The following is a 21,684-nucleotide window of genomic DNA, read 5'->3' as shown; positions in this document are numbered from 1 at the left end:
TCCCCTTCACCTCCTATACAAATCTTAGTTACATTTAACTAAAAAAGTCTAATTGCCGTGGGGCAAGGCCTCGGTATTCGATTCCGAGCATATCAATAAACTGTTTGGCATTGTCAGCAGCATCTCCACCTGAGTTATTATTAAATAACACATAGATGGTTTCACTACCTTTGTTAATCTTTTGAATGTGGTCAACCCATTCTTCTAGCTCTTTCTTATTATACTTATATAAGTACCTGACATCACGCCAATTGCCTTCGTTTGGCTTAGTCCATCCATGAACATTACGACCATGGAAACGTACTAGTGTTTTCTGTTGATTTGTTGGGTGAAGGACCATTGGAATTGAACCAGAGCCAGCCTGTGGTTCATCACAGATACTATGGATCCACCCTTCTTGTTCCATGAATAATAAGGTTTGATCTTTTAGTTGTGGGGAAAACCATGATTGATGGCGAAATTCAAGGGCAACCGGGATATCTCCCATTTGTTGCTTACACCACCGTAGGTAGTCCACATTTTCACGTTTACAATCATACCACGGTGGAAATTGAAATAAAACCATGGCAAGCTTGTTTGCTTTTTGATACGGTTCAAGCGATAAAATAAAAGCATCAAACATTTCCTTTTTTGATGTAAATGGAATTTCGCCACGCTGATGTCCTGTCATCCCTTGATAAGCTTTAACGATAAATTGAAAGGACTCCGGTGTGTCACTCACCCATTTTTCCACGTTCCGTTTTGGCTGTATGGCGTAGAAAGATGCATCCACTTCGACAATTGGAAAATGACCAGCATATTCCTTTAGTTTATCTCTTGGCGAAGTTCCAGCAGCATATAGACTATCATGGTCCCCCCAACCCGTTACACCGATGTAGATCATTGGTTCACCTCATTACGTTTTTAAATGTTCAGCAATTATATTCTTTATTTTAACACTTGGATGAATTTTTTTAATACATCGCGATTTTATCCATACACACAAAATAAAAATACACCATGCATTTTTCCCGCATGGCGTATTTCTAGCTTTACATCAACTAATACTCTTAATACATTACTGCACCGCCGTCAACATTTATTGCCTGACCCGTTATATATCCGGCTTCAGATGAAGACAGATAAGCTACCATTGATGCGATTTCATGTAACTCCCCTGATCTATTTAATGGGATATTACTGAGCATTTTTTCAATGACTTCTCCTCTTGGTCGTCCAAAATTTTCAACATAGTGATCATCAATTTGATCCCACATTGTGGTGTGCACAAACCCTGGGCATACAGCATTTACGTTAATATTATGTTTTGCTAATGCACCCGCTGCAGAGCGCGTAACGCTTATAACTATAGCTTTGGATGCTGCATATACCGGGTAATCAGGTCGGCTAGATTTGCCAGTAATGGAGGAAATATTTATAATTCGCCCACCATTTCCGAGCGCAATCATATTTCTTGCCGCTTCCTGCATACTGAAAAATAGCGATTTCGCATTTAAATTCATCACGGCATCCCAGTCATCCGGTTCAACTTCTAGGAACTTATTCACTTTGATAATACCTGCTGCATTTACCACGATATCAAGCGAACCAAAATCATCGATAATGGAAGCATACAAAGACTTAACTTCGCGTACCTGTCCTAAGTCCCTTATATATGGAATTGCCTTCACGCCAAGCTTCATAAGCTCAGAAGCAGTAGCTATACTATTTTCCTCATCTATATCGACCACAGCAATATTTGCGTTGTGACTAGCCAACTTTTCTGCAATCGCTTTTCCGATTCCTTTCGCTGAGCCAGTTACTACTGCTGTTTTACCATATAAATTCATACAGACAACCTCCCTCGTTTATTTCGATAGTGATGGAATCCACATTGTAATCTCAGGAATAAACGTAACTAGCAACAATACAATGATAGATACTAGAACAAATGGCAAAACAGCCTTTACAAATGATTCAATCGAAACCTTTCCTAAGGATGTTGCTAAAAATAAACCAGATCCAACCGGCGGTGTCAGAATACCGATTACAACATTCAAACAAATAATGACTCCAAATTGGATTGGATCAATATTAAAAGCTGGTAAAATCGGAACGAAAATAGGAGTTAGAATAATTATTAAGGCAATCCCCTCAACGAGCATGCCTAACATCAAAAATAAGACATTCACAAGAATTAAGAAGACAAAAGGATTGTCCGAAATGGTTGTCATCCATTCTGCAATTGCCTGAGGAACCCGTTCAAATGTCATTGCCCAGCCAAAAATATTTGCCATCGCAATGAGCAAAGTTACAATTGATGTGGAAATCGCTGTATTTACCATAATACCCGGGAGTTTTTTAAAATCTAGTTCTCTATAAATAAATAAGCCGACAACCAATGCAATTACACATGCAATTCCCGCTGATTCCGTTGGAGTAAAAACACCAGTTACAATTCCCCAAATCAATATCCCTGGAACTAATAATGCCGGTATAATCTTAAAAAGGGACTTTCCTCTTTCTCCCCACGAAGCTTTAGGTTTTGAAGGAAAGCTTTGTTTATATCCGAGATAAGCAACCAAAATAATAAATGATAAAGATAACAGAATTCCGGGGATAATTCCTGCTAGAAACATATCTCCAATAGATGTACCTGCAGTTGCACCATAAATAATAAATAGCATGCTTGGCGGAATAATGGGTCCGAGCATTCCCGCTGCTGCTGTCGTAGCTGCCCCAAATTCACGCTTATATCCTTCCTTTTCCATTGCAGGAACCATAATCTTCGTCATCATTGCAATTTGCGCTGCAGCTGAACCAATAATGGAAGCTAAAAAGGTATTCGCTACAATGTTTACATATGCCAGACCGCCTCTAAAATGGCCAACGAATTTTTGTGCAAAATTGACCAAACGACTCGTTATACCACCCGTATTCATGATTTCACCCGCTAGCATAAATAAAGGTATGGCTAGTAAACTATAGCTTTCCAGAGAGGAAAATAAACGTTGCGGTGAGTTGATAAGCATATCACCGTTCCCGCTTACAAATAACAGTACAAGGCCCGCAATACCTAAAACAATTGCTATTGGGACTCTTATAAGAAGCACAATCGCAAATATCAGCATTGTCAGCGTCATTCAATCACCTTCCCTTCTCGGCTACACTTTATTGATTCAAGAAACCAATTGACAAAATGGATGGACATAAAGAGCAGACTTACTGGAATGCATATATACATAAAAATCATTGGAGTTTGTGTGGTAATGGATTTTTGTAATAGAATACTTGGATTTGTAATCCAGTTAATTGATAAAGAGAATACAAAAACACAAAAAACAGCAGAGATAATCAAACCTGCTATAATAAGGACATTTCGTAATTTAGCATTAATTTTGTCAACGAAAAGGGTTACTGCAACAGCCTCTTTCGATTTAACACTCATGCTTGCACCAATAAAACTACACCAAACAAATGTATAAAGTGTAAGCTCCTGTGCCCAAACCAATGGAGATTGAACAAAATAACGGAAAAAGATATCAAATACCATTGCAAGCAACATGACCGGTATTAAAATAATCACCACTATTTTTTCCACTTTAAAAATACCATCACTTATTGCTTTCACTATCATCCCCCCTTAGTAAATATTGAATTGATTCGCAATTGGCTTAAACTGGCCCCCGGAGGTTAGGCCTCCATCAAGTATCACTTCAGAGCCTGTCATATAGGAAGCATCATCTGAAGCAAGGAACGTCACTGCCTTTGCAATCTCAGTAGGTTCCCCGGCTCTTCCCAATGGATTCATATCATTTGATACTTCGATTAGATCCTGAATGGTTTTATTTAAAGGTGTACTAATAAAACCCGGATGAACAGAATTTACACGAATCCCAAATTTGCCAAATTCCGCAGCAGCTGATTTTGTCATTCCCCTGACAGCCCATTTTGAAGCTGTATAGGCTACTGCAAAATAACCAGTCAGGCCAACTATTGAAGACATATTAATAATAGAAGCTTTTCCTGATTTTATTAGTAAAGGCAGGCAATATTTCATTCCAAGAAATACACCCGTTTGATTAACGGCAATAATACGATTCCAGTCTTCTAGGGTACAGTCCTGAATTGTATCTCGTTTGTTCACACCCGCATTATTAACCAAAACATCCAGTTTGTTTATTTTTTGGCTTACCTCGTCAATAAACCATTTCCAATCATTCTCATTAGATATATCAAAATGATACGTAATGATTTCAGTATTTCCGTATTGTTTTACAATCCCTTTTGCTTCTACTAATCTTTCATGATCATTGCTAACCATAATAATAGTGTCTACTTTTTCTTTTACAAATTCGATAGCATCTGCCAGCCCAATCCCACTACAAGCACCGGTTATTAACGCATTCTTCCCTGCTAATTTTCCTATCATGGCAATAACCCTCCATATAGATATCAAAGAGAGGTTGTCTTCATCAGCATACATCTCTGTATTAAGACAACCCCTGTATAAATTATTTGTTCTTCACTGCATCAATAAATTCTTTAATTAATTCGTTTTTACCGGCGTACTCCTCATGTACTTTTTTCGCCTCTTCAATGAATTCATCACGGTTATCTAGTTCATAAATATTGATGAGGTCTTCTAGTTTCTTTTGGTCCTCAACATCATTAATAAGTAGTTGTTCTGTACCCCACTTTTGAGCCGCAGCAAATGCTTCATCAACAATTTTACGATCAGCCTCAGGCATATTATCATAATTTGTAAGACTAGTAGCTACCACACCGCCAAAAATCATATGCCTTGTCAATACATAGTCTTTCGCAATTTCATAGTATTTTTCAGATAATAATGCATTTTTATCAATGGAAATACCGTCAATTACACCTGTCTGCAGGGCATTATATACTTCAGGCAACCCCATCGCGATTGGGCTTGATCCAAGTCCTTTCCAAAAATCTAATACAGAAGCTCCACCTGTAAAACGCAATTTCTTCCCATTTACATCTTTCAATGTTTTAACTGGTTCCTCTTTGAGAAGTAGATTGTGAGTTCCCGCATGCAAATAACCCAATCCTTTAAGTCCCTGTTTATCAAGTAATCCAAGCATTTCCTGTGCAGGTTCTGTTTCTGTGGCTGCGACACCAGCTTCCAAATCATCAAATAAGAACGGTAGATTCCATGCATCAAATTCAGGAATCCGAGTACTTAGATACGGTACTGTAAGTACTGCAAAATCAAGTGAGCCACTAGCCATCTGCTGTACCATATCCGCTTCAGGTCCTAATTGAGCAGCAGGATAAAGTTCCAGCTTCATTCTTCCATCCGATCTCGTATTTAATTCTTCTTTAAATTTCTCTCCAAATTTATGCCAGTTGTGACCAGTTTGGGTTACATATGTCATTTTAAAGTCATATGTTTTCCCCTCCTCACTGCTCTCACTACCACTTGTTTTCTTCTCACCACTGTCACCACATGCACTCAAGAAAAGAACAGCTGTCATCACAACAAGCACAAACACTAATTTAAACTTTTTCATAATTTTCCCCCCGTTTTTACGATCAAGATTTAACGAATTCATTCAATCCAAGAAAATCCAATGCATTTTGTCCTAGCATACATTTTGCATCCTCTTCTGAAATCTCCCCAAGGCTGTCTATAACCTTTCCCACCGGCTTTTCGCGAAGAAGGAATGGATAATCAGATCCGGCAATAATTTGCTTTGTTCCAAAACGTTCAATCATAAATTTCAAATTATCCGGATCGTAAACGAGTGAATCATAATACAGTTTTTTCGCATAGTAACTTGGTGGTTTTTCTGTATTCCGAGTATCAGGCCACACTTCCCAGCCTTTATCCATTCTAGGAAGGATATAAGGCAGCGAGCCTCCACCATGCGCAAAACAAATTTTTAGATTTGGCAACTTGTCCAGCATTCCGCTCATAATAATGCTTCCTGCTGCTAGTGCTGTTTCCGATGGCATTCCGACTGTATACATTGAATTGAAACGTTGCAACCTTTCTCGTCCAAGCGTTGCCCATGGGTGGACAAAAAGTGGAATACCCATTTCTGCTGCCGCCTCAAAAAAAAGGTACAGGGAATCGTCATCTAGATTCAGTCCGTTCACATTGGATCCTATTTGAATTCCTTTAAGCCCAAGCTCATAAACAGCCCTCTCCATCTCGCCTATCGCCTGATGAATATCTTGAAGTGGGACTGTGCCCATTCCAATAAATCGATCCGGGTATTTCTTTACTACAGAAGCGATAAAATTATTTTGTGACTGGGCAAGCTCCAATCCTGCTTGTGAATCCGACCAATAGGTGAAAGTAACTGGAATGGGTGACAGTACCTGAATATCAACACCCTCCTTATCCATGTCTTCTATTCGCTTTTCAGGATCCCATGTCTGGTCTGTAATTTTTCTAAATGTTTTGCCCTGTATCTTAATTTCTGCACCACAACTGCATGTCTTTTCAAAGGTTGGAAATCGGTCATCTTCATACTTTGCTGCCAGGTCTGGAAAATCTTCAGAAATGATGTGTGTATGAAAATCAATTCGTAACTTTTTTGCCAAAGCTAAAATCCCTCCTTTCTTAAAATCTAATGAACCATCTATCTATTTTTTTATTTCCGTACCATAAGTTAAGTAGCTTTTTGGTGGTGTGCTGCCCCACATATCAAGCCCAAACTGTCCCGTTCCTGATTGCCATTCAATTGGCTCCCAGTCTGGTGCGAAAATAAGCATTCCACCTGTCCACAGTTCAACTCGGTTTCCTGAAGGTTCAAAAGCATAAAGGAATTGTGCACCACTTGTACCATGTTTTCCTGGTCCCCACTCGATTTTGATGTCATTTTCAGCCATGATATTCAGTGCACGCAGCAATTCATCTGGGGAATCCAAGAAATAAGCTACGTGATGAAGAAGTGCCCCTGATTGATTACTGTTGCGCATAAGGGCAATTTCATGTGCAATATTTGTTTTACTTAGCCATGAGCCAAGACGAACATCGACTTCATTTTGGATATAGTAACGATGATGGATTCCTAGAAAATTTGTCCACCATTCCTGCTCTTTTGCAACATCATTCACCATCACATTCACATGGTCAAAGCGGCGAGGTGCTGCACCTTTTCCAGTGTATTTCATTGGATGACTTGGCAATTTGGAAGCAGTCAGTGGGTTTGAGTACTTCTCCATCTCCCAATAAAGCTCAACAGGAATACCAGATGGACTGTAGAATTTAATAGCATCACCCTGTCCTAGTTCAGTTCCACCTTCAATCCACTCATAGTCTGTAGCTGATTCTTTTAACGATTTTTCGAATGCATAAAGCGACTTTTCTGAGTTAACTCGCCAGCCAAAATGGTCCAGTCCGGATGTTTCGGACTTATTGAGAACCAATGTGTGATGGTCCCAATCCTGCCATGCTCTTAGATAAACCTTATCTTTTTCCTCTGCAGAAACATGAAGTCCAAGAACCTCAGTAAAAAACCATGTAGATCTTTCAAGATTAGTCACATTGATTGACGCATGACCAATGTGTGCAACATTCGATAATTTCAAATCTAGTTCTGTAAGTTCTACCTCTTTTTGTTTTGCATTTGATAATGTCATTTTCATTTACCTCCAATTTCTTTTGTTATTGAATGAGTCATCCAATAATAGAAATCGCTTACATATCTGTATGAAAAATTAGTTAATTTCCATTATTCGGATAATTCATTGTAAAAAAATATGGGATTTTCTACTTGTTTACAAGATTATATTTCTGAACTAGTTTCTATTATAGGTAGTCAATAATGCAAACAAAAGCGCTAGATTCCTCTATGTGGAACAAGATTAAAAAAATTATAAAAATTTAAAAGAGCTGAGTTCCTTTTTTCCACTTTAAAAGTTTATTATATTGTTGCTAAAAAAAAGAACGAGCATCAGTATAAAGCATTTTGCTTGTAACCGAACCCGTTCCCATTATCCGGTATTTTTATAAAGTTTTTTACTTGTCTCATTTCTTCCTCTTACTGCGGAGCATAGGAAACCTTAAATTCAAATGCGGCTTCATATTGTCTTGGCGTAGGAATGGGTTGTTCCAGTTCTGCTGCTGCACTAAGCGGCCAATATGGATTTTTTAACATCGCTCTTCCAATCGCAACAAGATCAGCATCATTGTTCTCAATTAACGAATTGGCAAATCGAGGGTCTTCTATTCTCCCAACAGCAATAATCGGTATATCAAAGGATTGCTTAAAGGATTTTGCAAATGGCACTTGATACCCTTGTTTTGATTCAGGGTTACCTCGAGGTGTCATTCCAGATTCTTCATAAGAAGCTTCGCCTCCAGAACTAATATGAAACATGTCAACTCCAGCTTTCTCATATTGCTTACAAACTTGTTTCATGTAATCGACATCATATCCACCGGCGACATACTCCTTGGCCGACACACGCATAATTAATGGCATATCAACTGGCATTTCACTTTTGACAGCTTTAATTACTTCTACACCAAATTTAGTCAAATCTTGTCCATACTCATCCGTACGATCGTTGATATATGGTGAATGAAATTGTTGAATTAAATAACCATGTGCACCTTGAATTTCAATCGTATCAAAACCAGCTTTTACAGCACGTCTTGCAGCTAAACGAAAGCTTTCAACGATTTCTTTAATTTCATCTGTTGTGAGCATTTTTGGTCGATTAAAAGTAGGATCGAACGGCTTTTCTGTTGAAGATACAGGTACAGGGAGATATTCTGATTTTCGTCCCGCATGTGCAATTTGAATTCCAATCTTAGAACCATATTGATGGCAGCTATCCACAATTCTCTTAAATGCTGCAGCATGCTGGTCAGACCAAAGACCTAGTCCATCCTCTGTAATTCTAGCATCTGGTTCGACGCCTGTAATTTCAATAATAATAAGTCCCGCTCCCCCTATTGCCCTTGAGGTATAATGTACATAGTGCCAGTCATTAGGCATTCCATCAACTGCCGAATATTGACAAAGTGGTGATATTACAACGCGGTTTCTCAGCTCTAAACCTTTACAAATAAATGGGCTCATTAATTGATTTCCTGATTTTCCTACTCTGGTATCCATGATTGATATTCTCCTCCTTATATTTCACAATTATTCTTAATAGTCTCAAAACTAATTCCCATTATATGAGTGAAAAAACATAAACAAAAGTGCTGAGTCCCTCTATGTGGAACACATAACAACTTTATTTGTATACGTTATCTTTTCGTGTACACAACTGAATAAAAATGATAGAATTTTTAGAAGATACTATTATTTTTGGACAAATGCTGTAAGAAGCGTAAATGAATATGTTCCTTTATATGGAACTACGAACGAAAGGGGAATGGAAATGTCAAAGAATAACAATAATCCACAAATTCTCTCATCCGTCAGTAATGCATTACGAATTCTTAAAAGTTTTTCTACATTTGAACCAACACAAAGTGTGAGTGAGCTCTCAGAATCTCTCGGTCTGGCAAAAAGTACGGTAAGCCGTTTACTTACTACTCTAGCTCATGAAGGTTTTGTAGTAAAAGAGAAAAGGACTGGAAAGTATAAGCTTGGATTATCTGTTTTGACACTAGGTGGCATTGTTACAAATCACCTGGAAATCCATAAAGAAGCTGCCCCCCTACTACATAAATTAGTACATGACACCGGAGAAACAGCACATTTATCGATTCTAGATGGTTTGGATACCATTTATATTCATAAGGAAGAATGTAGCCATCCGGTTCGAATACTTACCCACCTTGGAAGGAAAAACCCTGCATATTGTACGAGCTCTGGCAAAGTACTCCTTGCTTTTGGTGAAGAAAATCTTGTGGAAAAGGCAATCGAAAGAGGGTTGCATGCTTATACAAGTAAAAGTATTACAGATCCCGATGAATTGCGAAGGGAACTAGAATTAGTCCGAGAAAGAGGGTATGCGATTAGTACTGAGGAATTAACTGAAGGAACAAGATCCGTGTCAGCACCTATACGTGATTTTACAGGAAAAGTTATTTCCGCCATAAATATAGTAGGTCCTCTTCAGCGTATACCAGATTATAAGGTGCCGGATATCGCTAAAAAAGTGATGAACGCTGGAAATGAAGCTTCTGAAAGATTAGGGTATGATAAGAGATTTCTGGAAGTCAGATAAAAGGGCTACACATATTATAGAGCCTAAAAAAACTCGTTTGAGATGATCTCAAACGGGTCTGCGTAAAATCTTGTGTAAGTAATATTCAACAATCTTCGCAAGGCAAGAAATAATAGGTATGAAAAAATATAACCTGGCAATACTATAATTGCCTTTTACCATAAAACAGGATAGGGCAATGCAGAAGTGCAACCTGAGCGGTTTTATGGTTTTTACACTAAAACGGACGGACTTGATCTGTCCGTTATTTTTGTCCGTTTTAGGGAAAACAAATGCGTTAAACTTCAGGGGTTTGGGGACAGAGTCCCCAATTATGATGTTTGGTTCAATATCTCAAGCTGGCTCAAGATCATGTCCCAATTACGGTAACGCATCGTCCATTTTTTGGTAATGTTTTGAGATGCTAAATAAAGCATCTTTCTTAAACTATCATCATTAGGAAAAATAGACTTTGTTTTTGTCACTTTCCTAAATTGACGATGTAGTCCTTCGATAATATTCGTAGTATATATTATTCTCCTAATTTCTGGAGGATATGCAAAGAAGGTAGCTAAAATATCCCAATTTTCTTCCCATGATTTTACGGCAGATGGATACTCTTTACCCCATTTTTCTTTAAATTCTATGAGCCTTTCCATTCCCGATTCCTCGTTGATGGAAGTATAGATTAATTTTAAGTCAGCGACAAATTCTTTTAAATGTTTATAAGAAACGTATTTTGTACTTGAACGAATCTGGTGAATGATACAACGTTGAATACTAGCGAAAGGATACACAGCTTGAATGGCCTCTCTAAACCCTGTAAGCCCATCTACGCAGAAAAGATTAACTGTTTTAACGCCTCTCGTTTTCAAATCGTTCAACACACCTAACCAAAACTTACTACTTTCATTTCCACCAACCCAAATACCCAATATTTCCTTATATCCTTCATTGTTAATTCCCAAAACAACATAAGCTGCCTTCGAGACAATTTGGTGATTATCCCGAATTTTATAATGAATGGCATCCATAAAAATAAAAGGATAATAGGCTTCAAGTGGACGGCTCTGCCACTCATTTACTTGTGGCATAATCTTTTCACTAATCTTACTAACTAGCTCTGAGGAAATCTCAATATTATAGAGATCCTTGACTTGTTCCTTGATATCCCTTGTAGACATACCATGAGCGTAAAGGGAAAGAATCTTTTCTTCTAGTCCGTCCACATTTCTTTGGTATTTGTCCAAAATTTGCGGCTCATACGAGCCATTTCTGTCTCTAGGAACATTTACTTCAACTTCACCAAATTGTGTTTTTAGTTTCCGTTTTGTTGAACCATTTCGATAATTATTAGGTCCATCATTTCGACGTTGATGCTTTTCATAACCCAGTTGCTCATCAATTTCACATTGGAGCACTTCCTCCAATACATCGGAAAACATTTCTTTGATCGTTTCCATGATTTGATTGGTACTAGTGAATTTTTGTTCCTTTACAATTTCTCTGATTAATTCCTTTGGTAATTTCATGTAGAAAAAACCTCCTTGGCAAAAATTATTTATCCTAATTCTTGCCAAGGAGGATTGATTTGAAACCTATTTACACAACTTTTTCCGCACCGTCTCTCAAACGAGTTTCTTTGATTTATTATCCGATTGAACCTTCCATCTCGACTATGTATAAACGAATGATAAACGTATAAGTGCATAAAATCAAGGTTTATGAATATATGTGCAATCAATTTTTCATTACTTTTTTATGTTTTTATTAAAAAACGGTATCATTAATGGTATCACTATTCATCATGAGCTTATCAATTTGATAGGCTCTTTTTTTCAAGACACTTTCTTTCTTAAATCGACTCTTCTTTTACATTTCATGCATTCAAATAAGTACGTTTCAATCTCTCTATGCCATTTTAATTTCCGGCATGTTTGGCATGATAATTCAACTCTTCTTGTTTTATGATCATTCACCTCTATATCATCATTTTCTTCTGAATCATCTGCGTCATTTTCTCTTTCTCCAGTAAATAAGAAATAAGCAAACATAAAGGAAATGCCACCTGATACAAAATACATCCAGCTCATGATCAGTCCCCCTGAAGCAAGTATTCGATATCATTACTGCCATATTTTTTTACCGGTATGACTCGATAAGCATGATGTGTGCAATACTCATCCTGCAACTGTGAGACAAGCTTATTATTGTCCAGGCTCAACTCAACTAATCGAGCTGCTAATGTCGTAGGCTTCATATTGCAAGCTGTAGCCAGTCGATTCAATTTTTTGTTATAACTATTCGACAGAGACAAGTTCACACGGTTAATTTTCTTACTACCTAGTCCCTTCCCTTCTATCATACACCGACACCAGCCTTGTTAAACTCCATCAACTGCAAGTGCACACTCGCTACCCTTCTCTCCATTTCTTCGTGGCTTATTTTATCTTCTTGAAACAATTTCATGCTATTCGCTGAATACTCCATTAGCTTTTCAATTAACTCCTCTACTCCCATCTCTTTTCTCTCCTTTTGAAAAAGTAGTGTCAATTGACAACGTCAACCGTGTTACAGTGTTACACGAGAGCCCGAGAGGAGGGAGGGGTATTACTACCCCTTAAATCAATTTTAACTCCCCCTCTCTCTGTCTTTTTTACGATTTTCAATGGTTGGTTACGGCGCCTAACATCTTCTCTTATAAGGTCTTTAACATAGCCGCTAAAATTCGTTTCGCCAATGTGTTCTAAAAACTTTACATCTTCTTCATTTGTGATATTAAAAGACACTGATTTTACTACTTTATTTTTACTCCTATTACTACTCAATTGTCCCACCCCCTTTGTACAGGGTATGACTCGTATGACCGTTTTATGATATGATTTTTAGAAAAAAAGGAAGATTATTATGAAAGTAAATATAGATGTGTTTTTAGACATCGAGGGGAGCAAACTTCGAAGTGGTGGGGCTTTTGATATCAATCCAAGGGAATATAAAAATAACCCTGATCTTACTGTGGCCATCATCGCCTATCAGTACATACAGGACATAATCAAACAAACTGGATATAGGGAAACATTAATAAAGAAGGTTCTTTATGAAGGAAATAAGGATATAACGGAATTAACGAGGCAGATAAGGAGAATACCACCGAAGGATGATTTGCCGTTTTAAAAGCCCTATCACAATAAGAGATAAGGCTTTTTTAATCCATTTATTATAGTATGATTTCAATGCAAGAGTCCGAGATTGTATTCTTTTATGTAGTTAATCTTGAGGTGTATTTTGAAGAGTACAATGGAGTTTCGTGATGGTTATTATCGTTAAGGTTCCTTCTTTGCATCTCAGTCTTCAAAAGGGAAATGAATTCATTATTCAACTTTAATTTATTGGCTTGATCATATGCTTCAATTAATAGTTGATCTGTAAGACGCCTCACTGGATATTTCTCCTTTCAATAAAATCACGACAGGAATAAATATACACTAATTACCGATATTTATCCAGCATTTAGAATGAGTCCTGGACCCAAAACCAATTCTAATATGAGAAAGCCCTACCTCAGCTAAGAGACAGGGCCTTTTTTCATGATAATTTAACTTTATTCAATTCCTCAAATTCCTTCAATGCTTCAGTTACAATTTCTTCTTTGTTACCCGATTTTGTAACCCTTACTTCTTGATGTCCCCACTGCGTTGGCAATACAAACACATCAAACTGACCATTTGTAATCTCTGCTACTGTCAAATTTACCATTGCTAAATTCCTGAATTGCGGTTAATTCTTTAATTTCTGTATTAATAATCATATTAACATCCCCTTACTTAAAAGTATTCAATAAGCTAAGGGACAAACCTTTTTACAAATGTGACAGAAACACGAATGTTTCATAATAAAAATACACAACATTCGACATAAAACGACTTTTTCTTTATTCATTACTAATCTATTTGTCTATTTATGTTGAAATTTTTCGATTTTTGTCTTATTCTAGAATATGGAAAAAGGATTACATTTGAATATGCTATACGATAAAGGCAAACTTATCGAAAGATAAGGACGCAAAGCTACGAACCTAAAGCAATCTTGCTATGGTAGTCGAGTTACCGAAATTAGCGGAGAAAAGATGACTCCCGTTTTATTTCGGTGTAGTCATCTTTTTTTATTCAGAAAATTAGAATGAAAGGGGTGATTACTAAAAATGATTAGTGATTTGATTCAAAATGAATTATTTTCACACTTTTTCCAGCCTATTATTGATATTCATACATGGACAAGGATAGGATTTGAAGGACTCCTTAGAACCTCAGATTATGTAAATCCCGAAGAAACTTTTAACCTTGCAAAAAAAGAAAAACAGCTCTATGAATTAGATTCGCGGTCTATTCATAAAGCTGCATTTACCTACCATTCGGCAGGATTTTCAAAAAAGGACGGATATTTGTTTTTAAATGTATTTCCATCTACCCTTACAAATACAAATTTCCTACCCTTTATAAAGAAAATTATTACCGATAACAACTACTTTAGTCAACAAGTCATCTTTGAAATTAGTGAAATGGAAACAATTACTGATTATTCTAGTTTAAAAGAGAGTATTTCAAAATTAAAATCAGAGGGAATACTCTTTGCAATTGATGATGTCGGAAAAGGAAATTCCAATCTCAAATCCATAATTGAGCTTGATCCGGATTTTATTAAGTTAGATAAATATTTTTCTAACAACTTGTATAGGGAACCTAAAAAACAGGAATTAATCAAGACAATTCTTCATTACACTAATAATCATAATATTAATTTAGTACTTGAAGGACTTGAAACTGAAATGGATTTAGCAATTGCAAAAGCTATTGGTGTTAAATATGGTCAAGGCTTTATTTTAGGAAGACCTAAAGCCATTCAAGTTGTTTAAATGAGGTGATATTTTTGAGCTACATAGTTTTATCACAAACTATAATTTTGATTTTTTTGTTAATATTATTTCTTAGAGATGAACGTAAATTACTAAAACAAGGTCATTTAATTGAAACTTTAAGCAAAAATAATAAATCATTAAAAAGTCAATTAGTTAAAGAAAATAGATTCAAACCAGTTGATAAAAGAAAGTCCTATAGAATCGCCCTACCTGGAATTGAAGGTTCCTTTACTTTGATAGATTTTGGTAATAATTCTTTAGGAAAACTAAAAAACAAGTCATTTAATGGTGTAATTGAGGATTTAAGTATAGGTGGTCTGAAATTTATAACATCTTATGAATTCCCAGTTAAATACAACATTATTATGAAAATAAGCTTTAATTTCCAGGATGAGGAATTCGAATTAAAAGGTAAAATTATCCGAAGAGAAGATCATATTAAAGGACAGTCGATATCATATGGCGTACAGTTTGTTGATTTATCTGTAAATGACATCAAAAGATTAAACATTGCATTACACAATTATCAAGTAAAACAAAGGAATAAGATAAGCTAACTAATATTGCGAGTCCTCACCTTAATGTGGGGGCTTTTAATTTCATAAAAAGCCACCTATCTGTCCATCTCAAACAGGTGCTTTTGCGCGAAGCCAGCATCCTCCTTTCTGACTTCCACGCAATCCTCAACTTGATTATAAATCTAAGAATAACCAAATGCAGTTAAGTTTGTCACACTTCTCAACATTTTAACTAAAATAAAAAAGCCCCATCTCCGGAGAGACAGGGCTACTACTAAGGGAAAATAATTGGAGTATTAATAACTTAACCAATTAGAAATATCATTATCCATCCAAAAAACGATAACCACAAAGGTATACTGAGTAGCGTTCCCCAGAAAAGTCCTTTTGGAAAATTTTCTTCATGTTGCATATCATCACGTCCTTAGTAACTTTTATACCCAAGACTTCTGCAACTTATAACTTCATTTTACCTTACTTTAACACACCGTACACCTTTGCTGCTTTATAACGAGATTGAATCATTCTTACTATCTCCTGTGCTTCTTTATGAGTGATGTTTTCAATCTGGACATTATATGGCCAATCCAAAGGCTTAGGTGTAATTTCTACAAAATTAGGGTCAGCAGTACGATATTTGCCGTCATGACATTTGACCATTTTTCTACCGTCTACGATTAATTCCTCAACAATTGTGAATGTATGTCCTTTATCACTTGTACCGTCGCAAACTTCCCAACGTGGTGCATTGTAGAACCAAAGCCCATCATTTTTTACGATTAGTTTTCTACCGACATATTCGCTGTTCCCAACTACTCTCACATGTGCATTTGATGGTGTAGGTGTAGCCATTTTTTTCTTCACATCCTTTCTAAATGTATCCATACTTTTACCATGTTTAGGGAACCAGTGCATAACGTCTGCATGGTTAGACGCAATGCCAAGTTTGTACCCTTCTGAGTGACAGATAATATCTTTATCTGGGTTAAGGTTGAACTGTTTACACAACATAGCGAATAACTCTACTGACTCTTTATAAACAGCAGCGAAATATACTGGATCCTTTAGGTCATCCTCACAAATCTCTACACCAATATGAGTATCGTTAGCAGCTCCACCAGCATGCCATCCACGATGATTCCATGGCAACGTCTGATAAGTACGAACTACCCCATCCTTATCCTTGCCAATGAAGCCATGTACACACACTTGTCGTCCGCCTGGTCGTGGTTGATTCCAGTGGGATGAACTAGGAGTTCCTAGAATACCATCGTCTGGTGAAACGTATCTACATAATTTTGGGTTGTTAGCTCCAGTAGAGTGCAGCATAAGCCCTTTAACAGTAATTTTCTGTCCAGCTTTGAAACAATCGTTTTTGGTTAAAATGGCTTGCTTGATTTCAATGCTCATTAATAACCTCTCCTTTCAAATATCAAAAAGCTACCTCGTATGAGATAGCTTACTTAGAATTAATGTTTTCTTTTCTTTCGTTTGATCGTTGCGTCTTTGCTTGAATTTCCGAAGCGACACTTTCGATAACCTTTACAGGCACCCATCTTCCCCAACCTGCCCTCTCGAAGTTTGCAGCTGCACTCATCAATGTATGATAAATTAATCCCCCTGTAATAAGGAAAAAGAAGATGCCGAACTCAAATCCATTTATTTTTAAGGTTGAAGCTAGTGCAATATCCACCAAGTTACCAAAAGCAGATAATAACAACATGACAACAGTTCGACTAATGCCCGCCTTTCCGTAATCACTAGAATAAGATCCATCAACCTTTGCAGCCCTTGTTCCACCTATCCAATCAATAACAATCGTAAAAGCTAATATTAATACCCAAATAAGATTACCAATTCCAAATATGATATTTAGAACCGTTGCAATAGGTCCAAGAGTAAACAACCCTTCTCTAAACCTTTCGCTAAACAAAGTATTATTTCCTAATACAGTTTTTAATAAATTCACTTTTCCTCCACCCTTTCAAGGCAAAATAAAAAGCCCTATTCTTTAGGACTTAATAATAATTGTATTAAAATGTTGGGTAATCAATCCCCAACGCTTCAGCAACATCAGTTTTAAAACGTTCTGGCACGTCCTCAAATGGCATATACCCGTATTGTACTGAAGCAATATAAAAGTTAAGCATTAACCTTTCCCTCCAATTCAGCAACTTTCATCATAAGCATTGCGACCATATTACTAAGATCATTTAGATTCTGCATCTGCAACGCTTCAACAAGCGCAATATTGTTTAAATCATTCATTGGTGATTGTTCTTGCTTTTCTTTTACAAGTTGCTCGTACTGTTCATCGGTAATACCTAATTCACGTTTCAAATACTCTTTTAGTTCGTTCATTTTACATACCTCCTGCTTCCAGACGCACAAGCACATCAAGCATTTGACGTTTTAAGATGGATTGGTCTGTCGCAATGTCACCCTGTTTTACCACAACTTGATTAAATGACGATTTTAACGAGTTTTGGTATGTTGCTTTGACTTCGTTTAGATTGGTTGTCATAGCTTGTTTCTCTAGGACTTCGTAGGTGACTGTGTATTCGGCTGCTGGGTCGAACGACTTGGTATATCCCCTCTCATTGCCATACGAATAAGAATCTTTTAAAATCACCCAAGATGCATCTTGTTCTCCATTTTTATAAATTGCTATGATTTTTGATGTTTTCTTGCTTAAATTAGAATTTGCGATACTTGGATGCCCGTTTATATTAATGTACCTATCCTCACTAGTAGGATGTTTAGATGGAGTTACTTTCTCCCTCACAATAACCCCACTACCAACCTCAACTTGTGCATTCCCTTGAATACTCAAATCACCTTCAACTGTCACAGGCTCAATCACCGGATTTGCAAGCTGATAAGTCAATTTATAAGGTGTAAAGTTTGGTGCTTTGTTTGCACCCACATACGCAAGAGTATTGGCTGATGGTGCTGATCCATCGACTAAACTTTCCCATGAATGATTTGTACCATCGCCCGTATATTTCCAACCGTTAAAGTAAGATTTTATTAGACCTGATGTTAATGTCATCCCATCAAGCCAACCTGTATCGGCTTGAAGTAAGTTAATATAAAGGTCTTTGCTTGTAGTAATTTGAAAACGGTCTGCCCCTGATGTTGTTACACCTAATCTATAAAATTTTGCATTTCCAACTAGAATACCACCTTCGCCTTCTGTGATTACTGATTTTGCATCGGGTAATAAGCTTAATGCTTTAACAGCAATGTAATCACCATAGTCTTGGTGGAATAGCCATCCCAAACTACCATCCAATACTTTATCAGTTTCCCAGGCCTTACGCTTTTCCCATCGTCCCACCGACTCATTAAAGGATAAAATATCTTTTTTATCGGCATTTCCTGCTAGGGTTGTTTCTGCATATAAATAACTTGGATTTCTAGGAACGAATGGTTTTGGTGTTGAACCGATGTTGAACATTGGTTGAGAGAATGTGAACTTGCCCGTTGTAGTTGCATTACCATTACGAACATATATTTGTACAAAATACACATCGTTCTGTGTAGTAAATACACCGTTTGGATATGCTGAATATCCTAAACTTTGCTTATCTCTTCCTCTTGGAGATAATACATATTCGCCATTTATTGACACTTTACCTTTGGCAAAGCTGTAAGTTGTATTAGGCAAAACAGGAATGAACACATCACTCGATTGTGTTAATCCAGTTGAATTAAGTTCTAACTCATAAGGGCTAATTACCTTAGCATTACCATGTAAATTCCACTCATTAAACGGTGGTAACAAGTTTGCCCCCTCAACCGTCACCACGGGATTCTTCACATGTTGCACAGAATCTACATAAGGGAACATTTTTTCTATGTCTGCATCAGTTAAGGATACGCCTATTTTGTCGTAGCTATTTTTGGAAATAGGGTACAATCTAGCATTATTCATATCAACATATCCACTTGCGGCAAACGCAGTTGAAGTTTGCAAACTAATATCATAATCTCCACTAGAAGGTACGGTGAACTTTAATATGCTAAGTTTTGAACTCCCTTTAGTGTTAAAGCTAACTGTTGAGTTATCACTTTTTTTACTAACAATAATTGATAATCCTCTTGTATCGTCCCCAGTTGTGGAAAATGTTGAATCAACAACAGCTAAATAATATAATCCACTTTCTAACTTAACTGTCTTTTTAATAGAGTGCCATAAATGAGTACCATTAAATGTTAGTCTTTGCTTATTTGTTACAACTGAAATGTTATTTGCTTGTCCTGCACTTAAAACCCAACCATCTGCAACACCATCACCGTTTGAATCTGTTTCAAAACCGCCATCTTCACCTAACAAATTCACCAAAGTATTCCCATAAAAATCAACTTTTAACGGACTCGCTTGGTCACTGTTGATGACGTTTAATCCGTGTTTTAGAGTGATGGTTTGCTGTTCACTTTCCTTTAATTGTTCATTGATTTTGTTTAATCGGGCGCCTAAATTTACCTCTCCACCACGAGCCTGAACGATCTCTGGATTGGATTCTCCTGCTTCAGAAACTACTTGGTCAAATTCTTCTTTCACTGTGGAAGCAATTGTTTTCGCATCATTTGCGGTTTCTAGAGCTGCTACTGAATTAGTTTCTGCTGCCTGCGATTTACCTAATGCATCAACAGATTTATCATAGGCTTGTAAAGCTATGCCGTTACTTTCATTTAACTTTTTTAATTCATTCAAGACATTGGAGTCAGACACATCTTGAGTTTTTGTAGCCGGTTTAAACGAGTCTGTTTTGGGATCATATACTTGAGGAATTGGGTAACCTTCCGCGTCTCTCAACAATCGATTTGTGTTATATCCCACAATGATTCACCTCCGAATAAAAGTAAAAAGCCCTACGCAATGTAAGGCTCCCCAGTTATTTCTTCGTATTGTTCAACTGTTATTTTTTCTTGGACAACAAACACTTTCACCTGTTCTTTTGTATAAAATCCAGCATGATAATACCGATTTACAATGTCAAACCAATTCATGTTAAATAACCCCTTTCATGACCAGGGTTAACATTAGATCCGCTTGGTCTTTGGCTAATCTTTCTAGTGGTGTTGGCTCTTTTGGAGAATTTTTAATAATTAATTCAACTTCCTCTTTTGTTGCTCCCTCTGTCCATTGTCCATTTACATACCTTGGTTTAAATAATCCATGTGGAGGCTTATCTCTAATACAATCAGGTGGTACGACAGTACTATCATTAACAATAACGTCCCCCAACCAATAGCCACTATTATCAATTCTATACACTAATTTCATTTAGTCCCGCCTCCACCTTATTGTTCTGCTCTGAAAGTAATTGTATCAAAATAAACGGACCCCACGCCACCTGCATCTAAATAAACTCTACCATCGGGGTTTATTCCGATTCGTGATGCTATATAGTTTGCCCCGTCATGAGTCGATGCGCTTATACGTAATTTCTCTAGAGGTCGATATCCAACTGGTAAAATGAATATTGGTAAACCTTCCCCTACTCCCCCGCTTCTAATTGTTCCTTTTAGGTGAACAAATCCCATTTCATCCTTCAGATAGGCGGGTGTAGATTCGCTGTTATATGCAGGGACCCAGTTATTTAGCAAAGTAGGGACTAGCCATTTATCTTGAAATGCATTTACGTTTCTAACAAATGCCCGTTCTCCTACAACGTCATTAAAGTCAATAGATGAAATGTTTGCATTAACCCTTACCTGTGCCAAAGGAATTTCCCATCGAGCTGAATTTTGAGTTAATGCAGGAGGTTCAGGATTAACAGATGTCACACCTTGCAATACCGCCAATCCAATCGTGTTACTTATCCAATCTAACCGTAGAATAACCCTGTCAATTCTAGGATTTACCGCATCGTCTTGTCCGATGGCTAGTACGATTTCCTCATCATTTTCATAATAATGACCCTTTATCCAAGCAGCACCCGATTTCACGAAAATTTCCATCCCTGATGAGACTGCATAGACTTGTAGCTCGTTTAAATAGTCTTTAATAACGCCAGTTTTGAGCCAGTGTTGAGCCATTTTCGTCCATTGTACTTCCGTTATGTTTCCTCCTGCCCCTGAATCAAACGGAAAATATCTTTGAGTCATAAAATT

Annotated in this window: 26 protein-coding genes, 1 pseudogene and 1 riboswitch; of the genes and pseudogenes, 4 read left to right on the top strand and 23 right to left on the bottom strand. The window is 37.0% G+C overall.

All coding sequences use genetic code 11. The annotated features are described in order from the left end of the window. Positions 1-34 precede the first annotated feature (34 nt). The 9 genes from ABC371_RS11260 to ABC371_RS11220 form a co-directional block, all read right to left on the bottom strand. Positions 35-883 carry a DUF72 domain-containing protein gene (locus tag ABC371_RS11260; RefSeq protein WP_412896897.1) on the bottom strand — a complete coding sequence of 283 codons (849 nt, stop codon included), beginning with the start codon at positions 881-883 and terminating at the stop codon, positions 35-37. 166 nt (positions 884-1,049) lie between these two features. Then, positions 1,050-1,829, bottom strand: a complete 780-nt coding sequence (locus tag ABC371_RS11255; RefSeq protein ID WP_412896896.1) for an SDR family NAD(P)-dependent oxidoreductase — start codon at positions 1,827-1,829, stop codon at positions 1,050-1,052. A gap of 18 nt (positions 1,830-1,847) precedes the next feature. Beyond that, positions 1,848-3,122 (bottom strand): TRAP transporter large permease, encoded by a 1,275-nt coding sequence (locus ABC371_RS11250; protein WP_412896895.1) that lies wholly within the window; start codon positions 3,120-3,122, stop codon positions 1,848-1,850. Next, positions 3,119-3,610 carry a TRAP transporter small permease gene (locus tag ABC371_RS11245; protein ID WP_412896894.1) on the bottom strand — a complete coding sequence of 164 codons (492 nt, stop codon included), beginning with the start codon at positions 3,608-3,610 and terminating at the stop codon, positions 3,119-3,121. The genes ABC371_RS11250 and ABC371_RS11245 overlap by 4 nt, the downstream gene beginning before the upstream one ends. A gap of 12 nt (positions 3,611-3,622) precedes the next feature. Beyond that, complete coding sequence (locus tag ABC371_RS11240; RefSeq protein ID WP_412896893.1) at positions 3,623-4,411, bottom strand: SDR family NAD(P)-dependent oxidoreductase; 789 nt, start codon at positions 4,409-4,411, stop codon at positions 3,623-3,625. An 82-nt stretch (positions 4,412-4,493) separates the two neighbouring features. Beyond that, positions 4,494-5,519 carry a TRAP transporter substrate-binding protein gene (locus ABC371_RS11235; RefSeq protein ID WP_412896892.1) on the bottom strand — a complete coding sequence of 342 codons (1,026 nt, stop codon included), beginning with the start codon at positions 5,517-5,519 and terminating at the stop codon, positions 4,494-4,496. A gap of 22 nt (positions 5,520-5,541) precedes the next feature. Continuing rightward, a complete protein-coding gene (locus ABC371_RS11230; RefSeq protein WP_412896891.1) occupies positions 5,542-6,558 on the bottom strand; it encodes an amidohydrolase family protein in 1,017 nt (338 codons plus the stop codon). Positions 6,559-6,600: 42 nt separating this feature from the next. Next, on the bottom strand, positions 6,601-7,599 hold the full coding sequence (locus tag ABC371_RS11225; RefSeq protein ID WP_412896890.1) for a VOC family protein: 999 nt from the start codon (positions 7,597-7,599) through the stop codon (positions 6,601-6,603). Positions 7,600-8,000: 401 nt separating this feature from the next. Beyond that, complete coding sequence (locus tag ABC371_RS11220; RefSeq protein WP_412896889.1) at positions 8,001-9,083, bottom strand: NADH:flavin oxidoreductase/NADH oxidase; 1,083 nt, start codon at positions 9,081-9,083, stop codon at positions 8,001-8,003. Positions 9,084-9,354: 271 nt separating this feature from the next. Here ABC371_RS11220 and ABC371_RS11215 point away from each other — a divergent pair, with 271 nt between their 5' ends. Then, complete coding sequence (locus ABC371_RS11215; protein WP_412896888.1) at positions 9,355-10,149, top strand: IclR family transcriptional regulator; 795 nt, start codon at positions 9,355-9,357, stop codon at positions 10,147-10,149. A 311-nt stretch (positions 10,150-10,460) separates the two neighbouring features. Here ABC371_RS11215 and ABC371_RS11210 read toward each other — a convergent pair whose 3' ends face one another. From ABC371_RS11210 to ABC371_RS11190, 5 genes are all read right to left on the bottom strand, one after another. Then, entirely contained in the window at positions 10,461-11,660 is a 1,200-nt protein-coding gene (locus ABC371_RS11210) for an IS256 family transposase (protein ID WP_412895298.1), read from the bottom strand. Positions 11,661-11,966: 306 nt separating this feature from the next. Further along, positions 11,967-12,221 (bottom strand): hypothetical protein, encoded by a 255-nt coding sequence (locus ABC371_RS11205; RefSeq protein ID WP_412896887.1) that lies wholly within the window; start codon positions 12,219-12,221, stop codon positions 11,967-11,969. 2 nt (positions 12,222-12,223) lie between these two features. Further along, a complete protein-coding gene (locus ABC371_RS11200) occupies positions 12,224-12,493 on the bottom strand; it encodes a hypothetical protein (protein ID WP_412896886.1) in 270 nt (89 codons plus the stop codon). After that, complete coding sequence (locus tag ABC371_RS11195; RefSeq protein ID WP_412896885.1) at positions 12,490-12,648, bottom strand: hypothetical protein; 159 nt, start codon at positions 12,646-12,648, stop codon at positions 12,490-12,492. Before ABC371_RS11195 ends, ABC371_RS11200 begins: the two co-directional genes overlap by 4 nt. A gap of 59 nt (positions 12,649-12,707) precedes the next feature. Then, positions 12,708-12,956 carry a hypothetical protein gene (locus ABC371_RS11190; RefSeq protein ID WP_412896884.1) on the bottom strand — a complete coding sequence of 83 codons (249 nt, stop codon included), beginning with the start codon at positions 12,954-12,956 and terminating at the stop codon, positions 12,708-12,710. 79 nt (positions 12,957-13,035) lie between these two features. Between ABC371_RS11190 and ABC371_RS11185 the strand changes: the two genes are divergently transcribed. Then, complete coding sequence (locus tag ABC371_RS11185; RefSeq protein WP_412896883.1) at positions 13,036-13,302, top strand: hypothetical protein; 267 nt, start codon at positions 13,036-13,038, stop codon at positions 13,300-13,302. Positions 13,303-13,450: 148 nt separating this feature from the next. On the opposite strand, the pseudogene ABC371_RS11180 reads toward ABC371_RS11185, so the two are convergent. Together ABC371_RS11180 and ABC371_RS11175 are read right to left on the bottom strand one after the other, a co-directional pair. Next, a pseudogene (locus ABC371_RS11180) lies at positions 13,451-13,567 on the bottom strand (sporulation histidine kinase inhibitor Sda); the annotation flags it as partial. Between the two features lie 146 nt (positions 13,568-13,713). After that, a complete protein-coding gene (locus ABC371_RS11175) occupies positions 13,714-13,884 on the bottom strand; it encodes a hypothetical protein (protein ID WP_412896882.1) in 171 nt (56 codons plus the stop codon). A gap of 270 nt (positions 13,885-14,154) precedes the next feature. Further along, positions 14,155-14,239: riboswitch (cyclic di-GMP riboswitch) on the top strand. A gap of 90 nt (positions 14,240-14,329) precedes the next feature. On the opposite strand from ABC371_RS11175, the gene ABC371_RS11170 reads away from it, so the two are divergent. Beyond that, positions 14,330-15,040: an EAL domain-containing protein gene (locus ABC371_RS11170; protein WP_412896881.1), complete on the top strand. Its 711-nt coding sequence runs from the start codon at positions 14,330-14,332 to the stop codon at positions 15,038-15,040. A gap of 14 nt (positions 15,041-15,054) precedes the next feature. Beyond that, the gene (locus tag ABC371_RS11165; protein ID WP_412896880.1) at positions 15,055-15,600 is read left to right on the top strand and encodes a PilZ domain-containing protein; all 546 of its coding nucleotides are present in this window, start codon (positions 15,055-15,057) and stop codon (positions 15,598-15,600) included. Positions 15,601-16,035: 435 nt separating this feature from the next. On the opposite strand, the gene ABC371_RS11160 is transcribed toward ABC371_RS11165, so the two are convergent. The 7 genes from ABC371_RS11160 to ABC371_RS11130 all read right to left on the bottom strand — a co-directional run bounded on the left by ABC371_RS11160 (position 16,036) and on the right by ABC371_RS11130 (position 21,678). Continuing rightward, a complete protein-coding gene (locus tag ABC371_RS11160) occupies positions 16,036-16,971 on the bottom strand; it encodes a peptidoglycan recognition protein family protein (RefSeq protein ID WP_412896879.1) in 936 nt (311 codons plus the stop codon). Between the two features lie 49 nt (positions 16,972-17,020). After that, complete coding sequence (locus ABC371_RS11155; protein ID WP_412896878.1) at positions 17,021-17,530, bottom strand: phage holin family protein; 510 nt, start codon at positions 17,528-17,530, stop codon at positions 17,021-17,023. Between the two features lie 173 nt (positions 17,531-17,703). After that, complete coding sequence (locus tag ABC371_RS11150) at positions 17,704-17,922, bottom strand: hypothetical protein (protein ID WP_412896877.1); 219 nt, start codon at positions 17,920-17,922, stop codon at positions 17,704-17,706. A 1-nt stretch (position 17,923) separates the two neighbouring features. Continuing rightward, on the bottom strand, positions 17,924-20,407 hold the full coding sequence (locus ABC371_RS11145; RefSeq protein ID WP_412896876.1) for a hypothetical protein: 2,484 nt from the start codon (positions 20,405-20,407) through the stop codon (positions 17,924-17,926). Positions 20,408-20,439: 32 nt separating this feature from the next. Continuing rightward, positions 20,440-20,577: an XkdX family protein gene (locus tag ABC371_RS11140; RefSeq protein WP_412896875.1), complete on the bottom strand. Its 138-nt coding sequence runs from the start codon at positions 20,575-20,577 to the stop codon at positions 20,440-20,442. Between the two features lies 1 nt (position 20,578). After that, positions 20,579-20,854 (bottom strand): hypothetical protein, encoded by a 276-nt coding sequence (locus ABC371_RS11135; protein WP_412896874.1) that lies wholly within the window; start codon positions 20,852-20,854, stop codon positions 20,579-20,581. Positions 20,855-20,871: 17 nt separating this feature from the next. Further along, positions 20,872-21,678 carry a hypothetical protein gene (locus tag ABC371_RS11130; protein WP_412896873.1) on the bottom strand — a complete coding sequence of 269 codons (807 nt, stop codon included), beginning with the start codon at positions 21,676-21,678 and terminating at the stop codon, positions 20,872-20,874. Positions 21,679-21,684 lie beyond the last annotated feature (6 nt).

This window comes from Bacillus jepli, from assembly GCF_047238305.1.
GTDB lineage: Bacteria > Bacillota > Bacilli > Bacillales > Bacillaceae_L > Ferdinandcohnia.
Note: the sequence above shows the minus strand (reverse complement) of the source record. Positions and strands in the feature narration are given on the sequence as shown.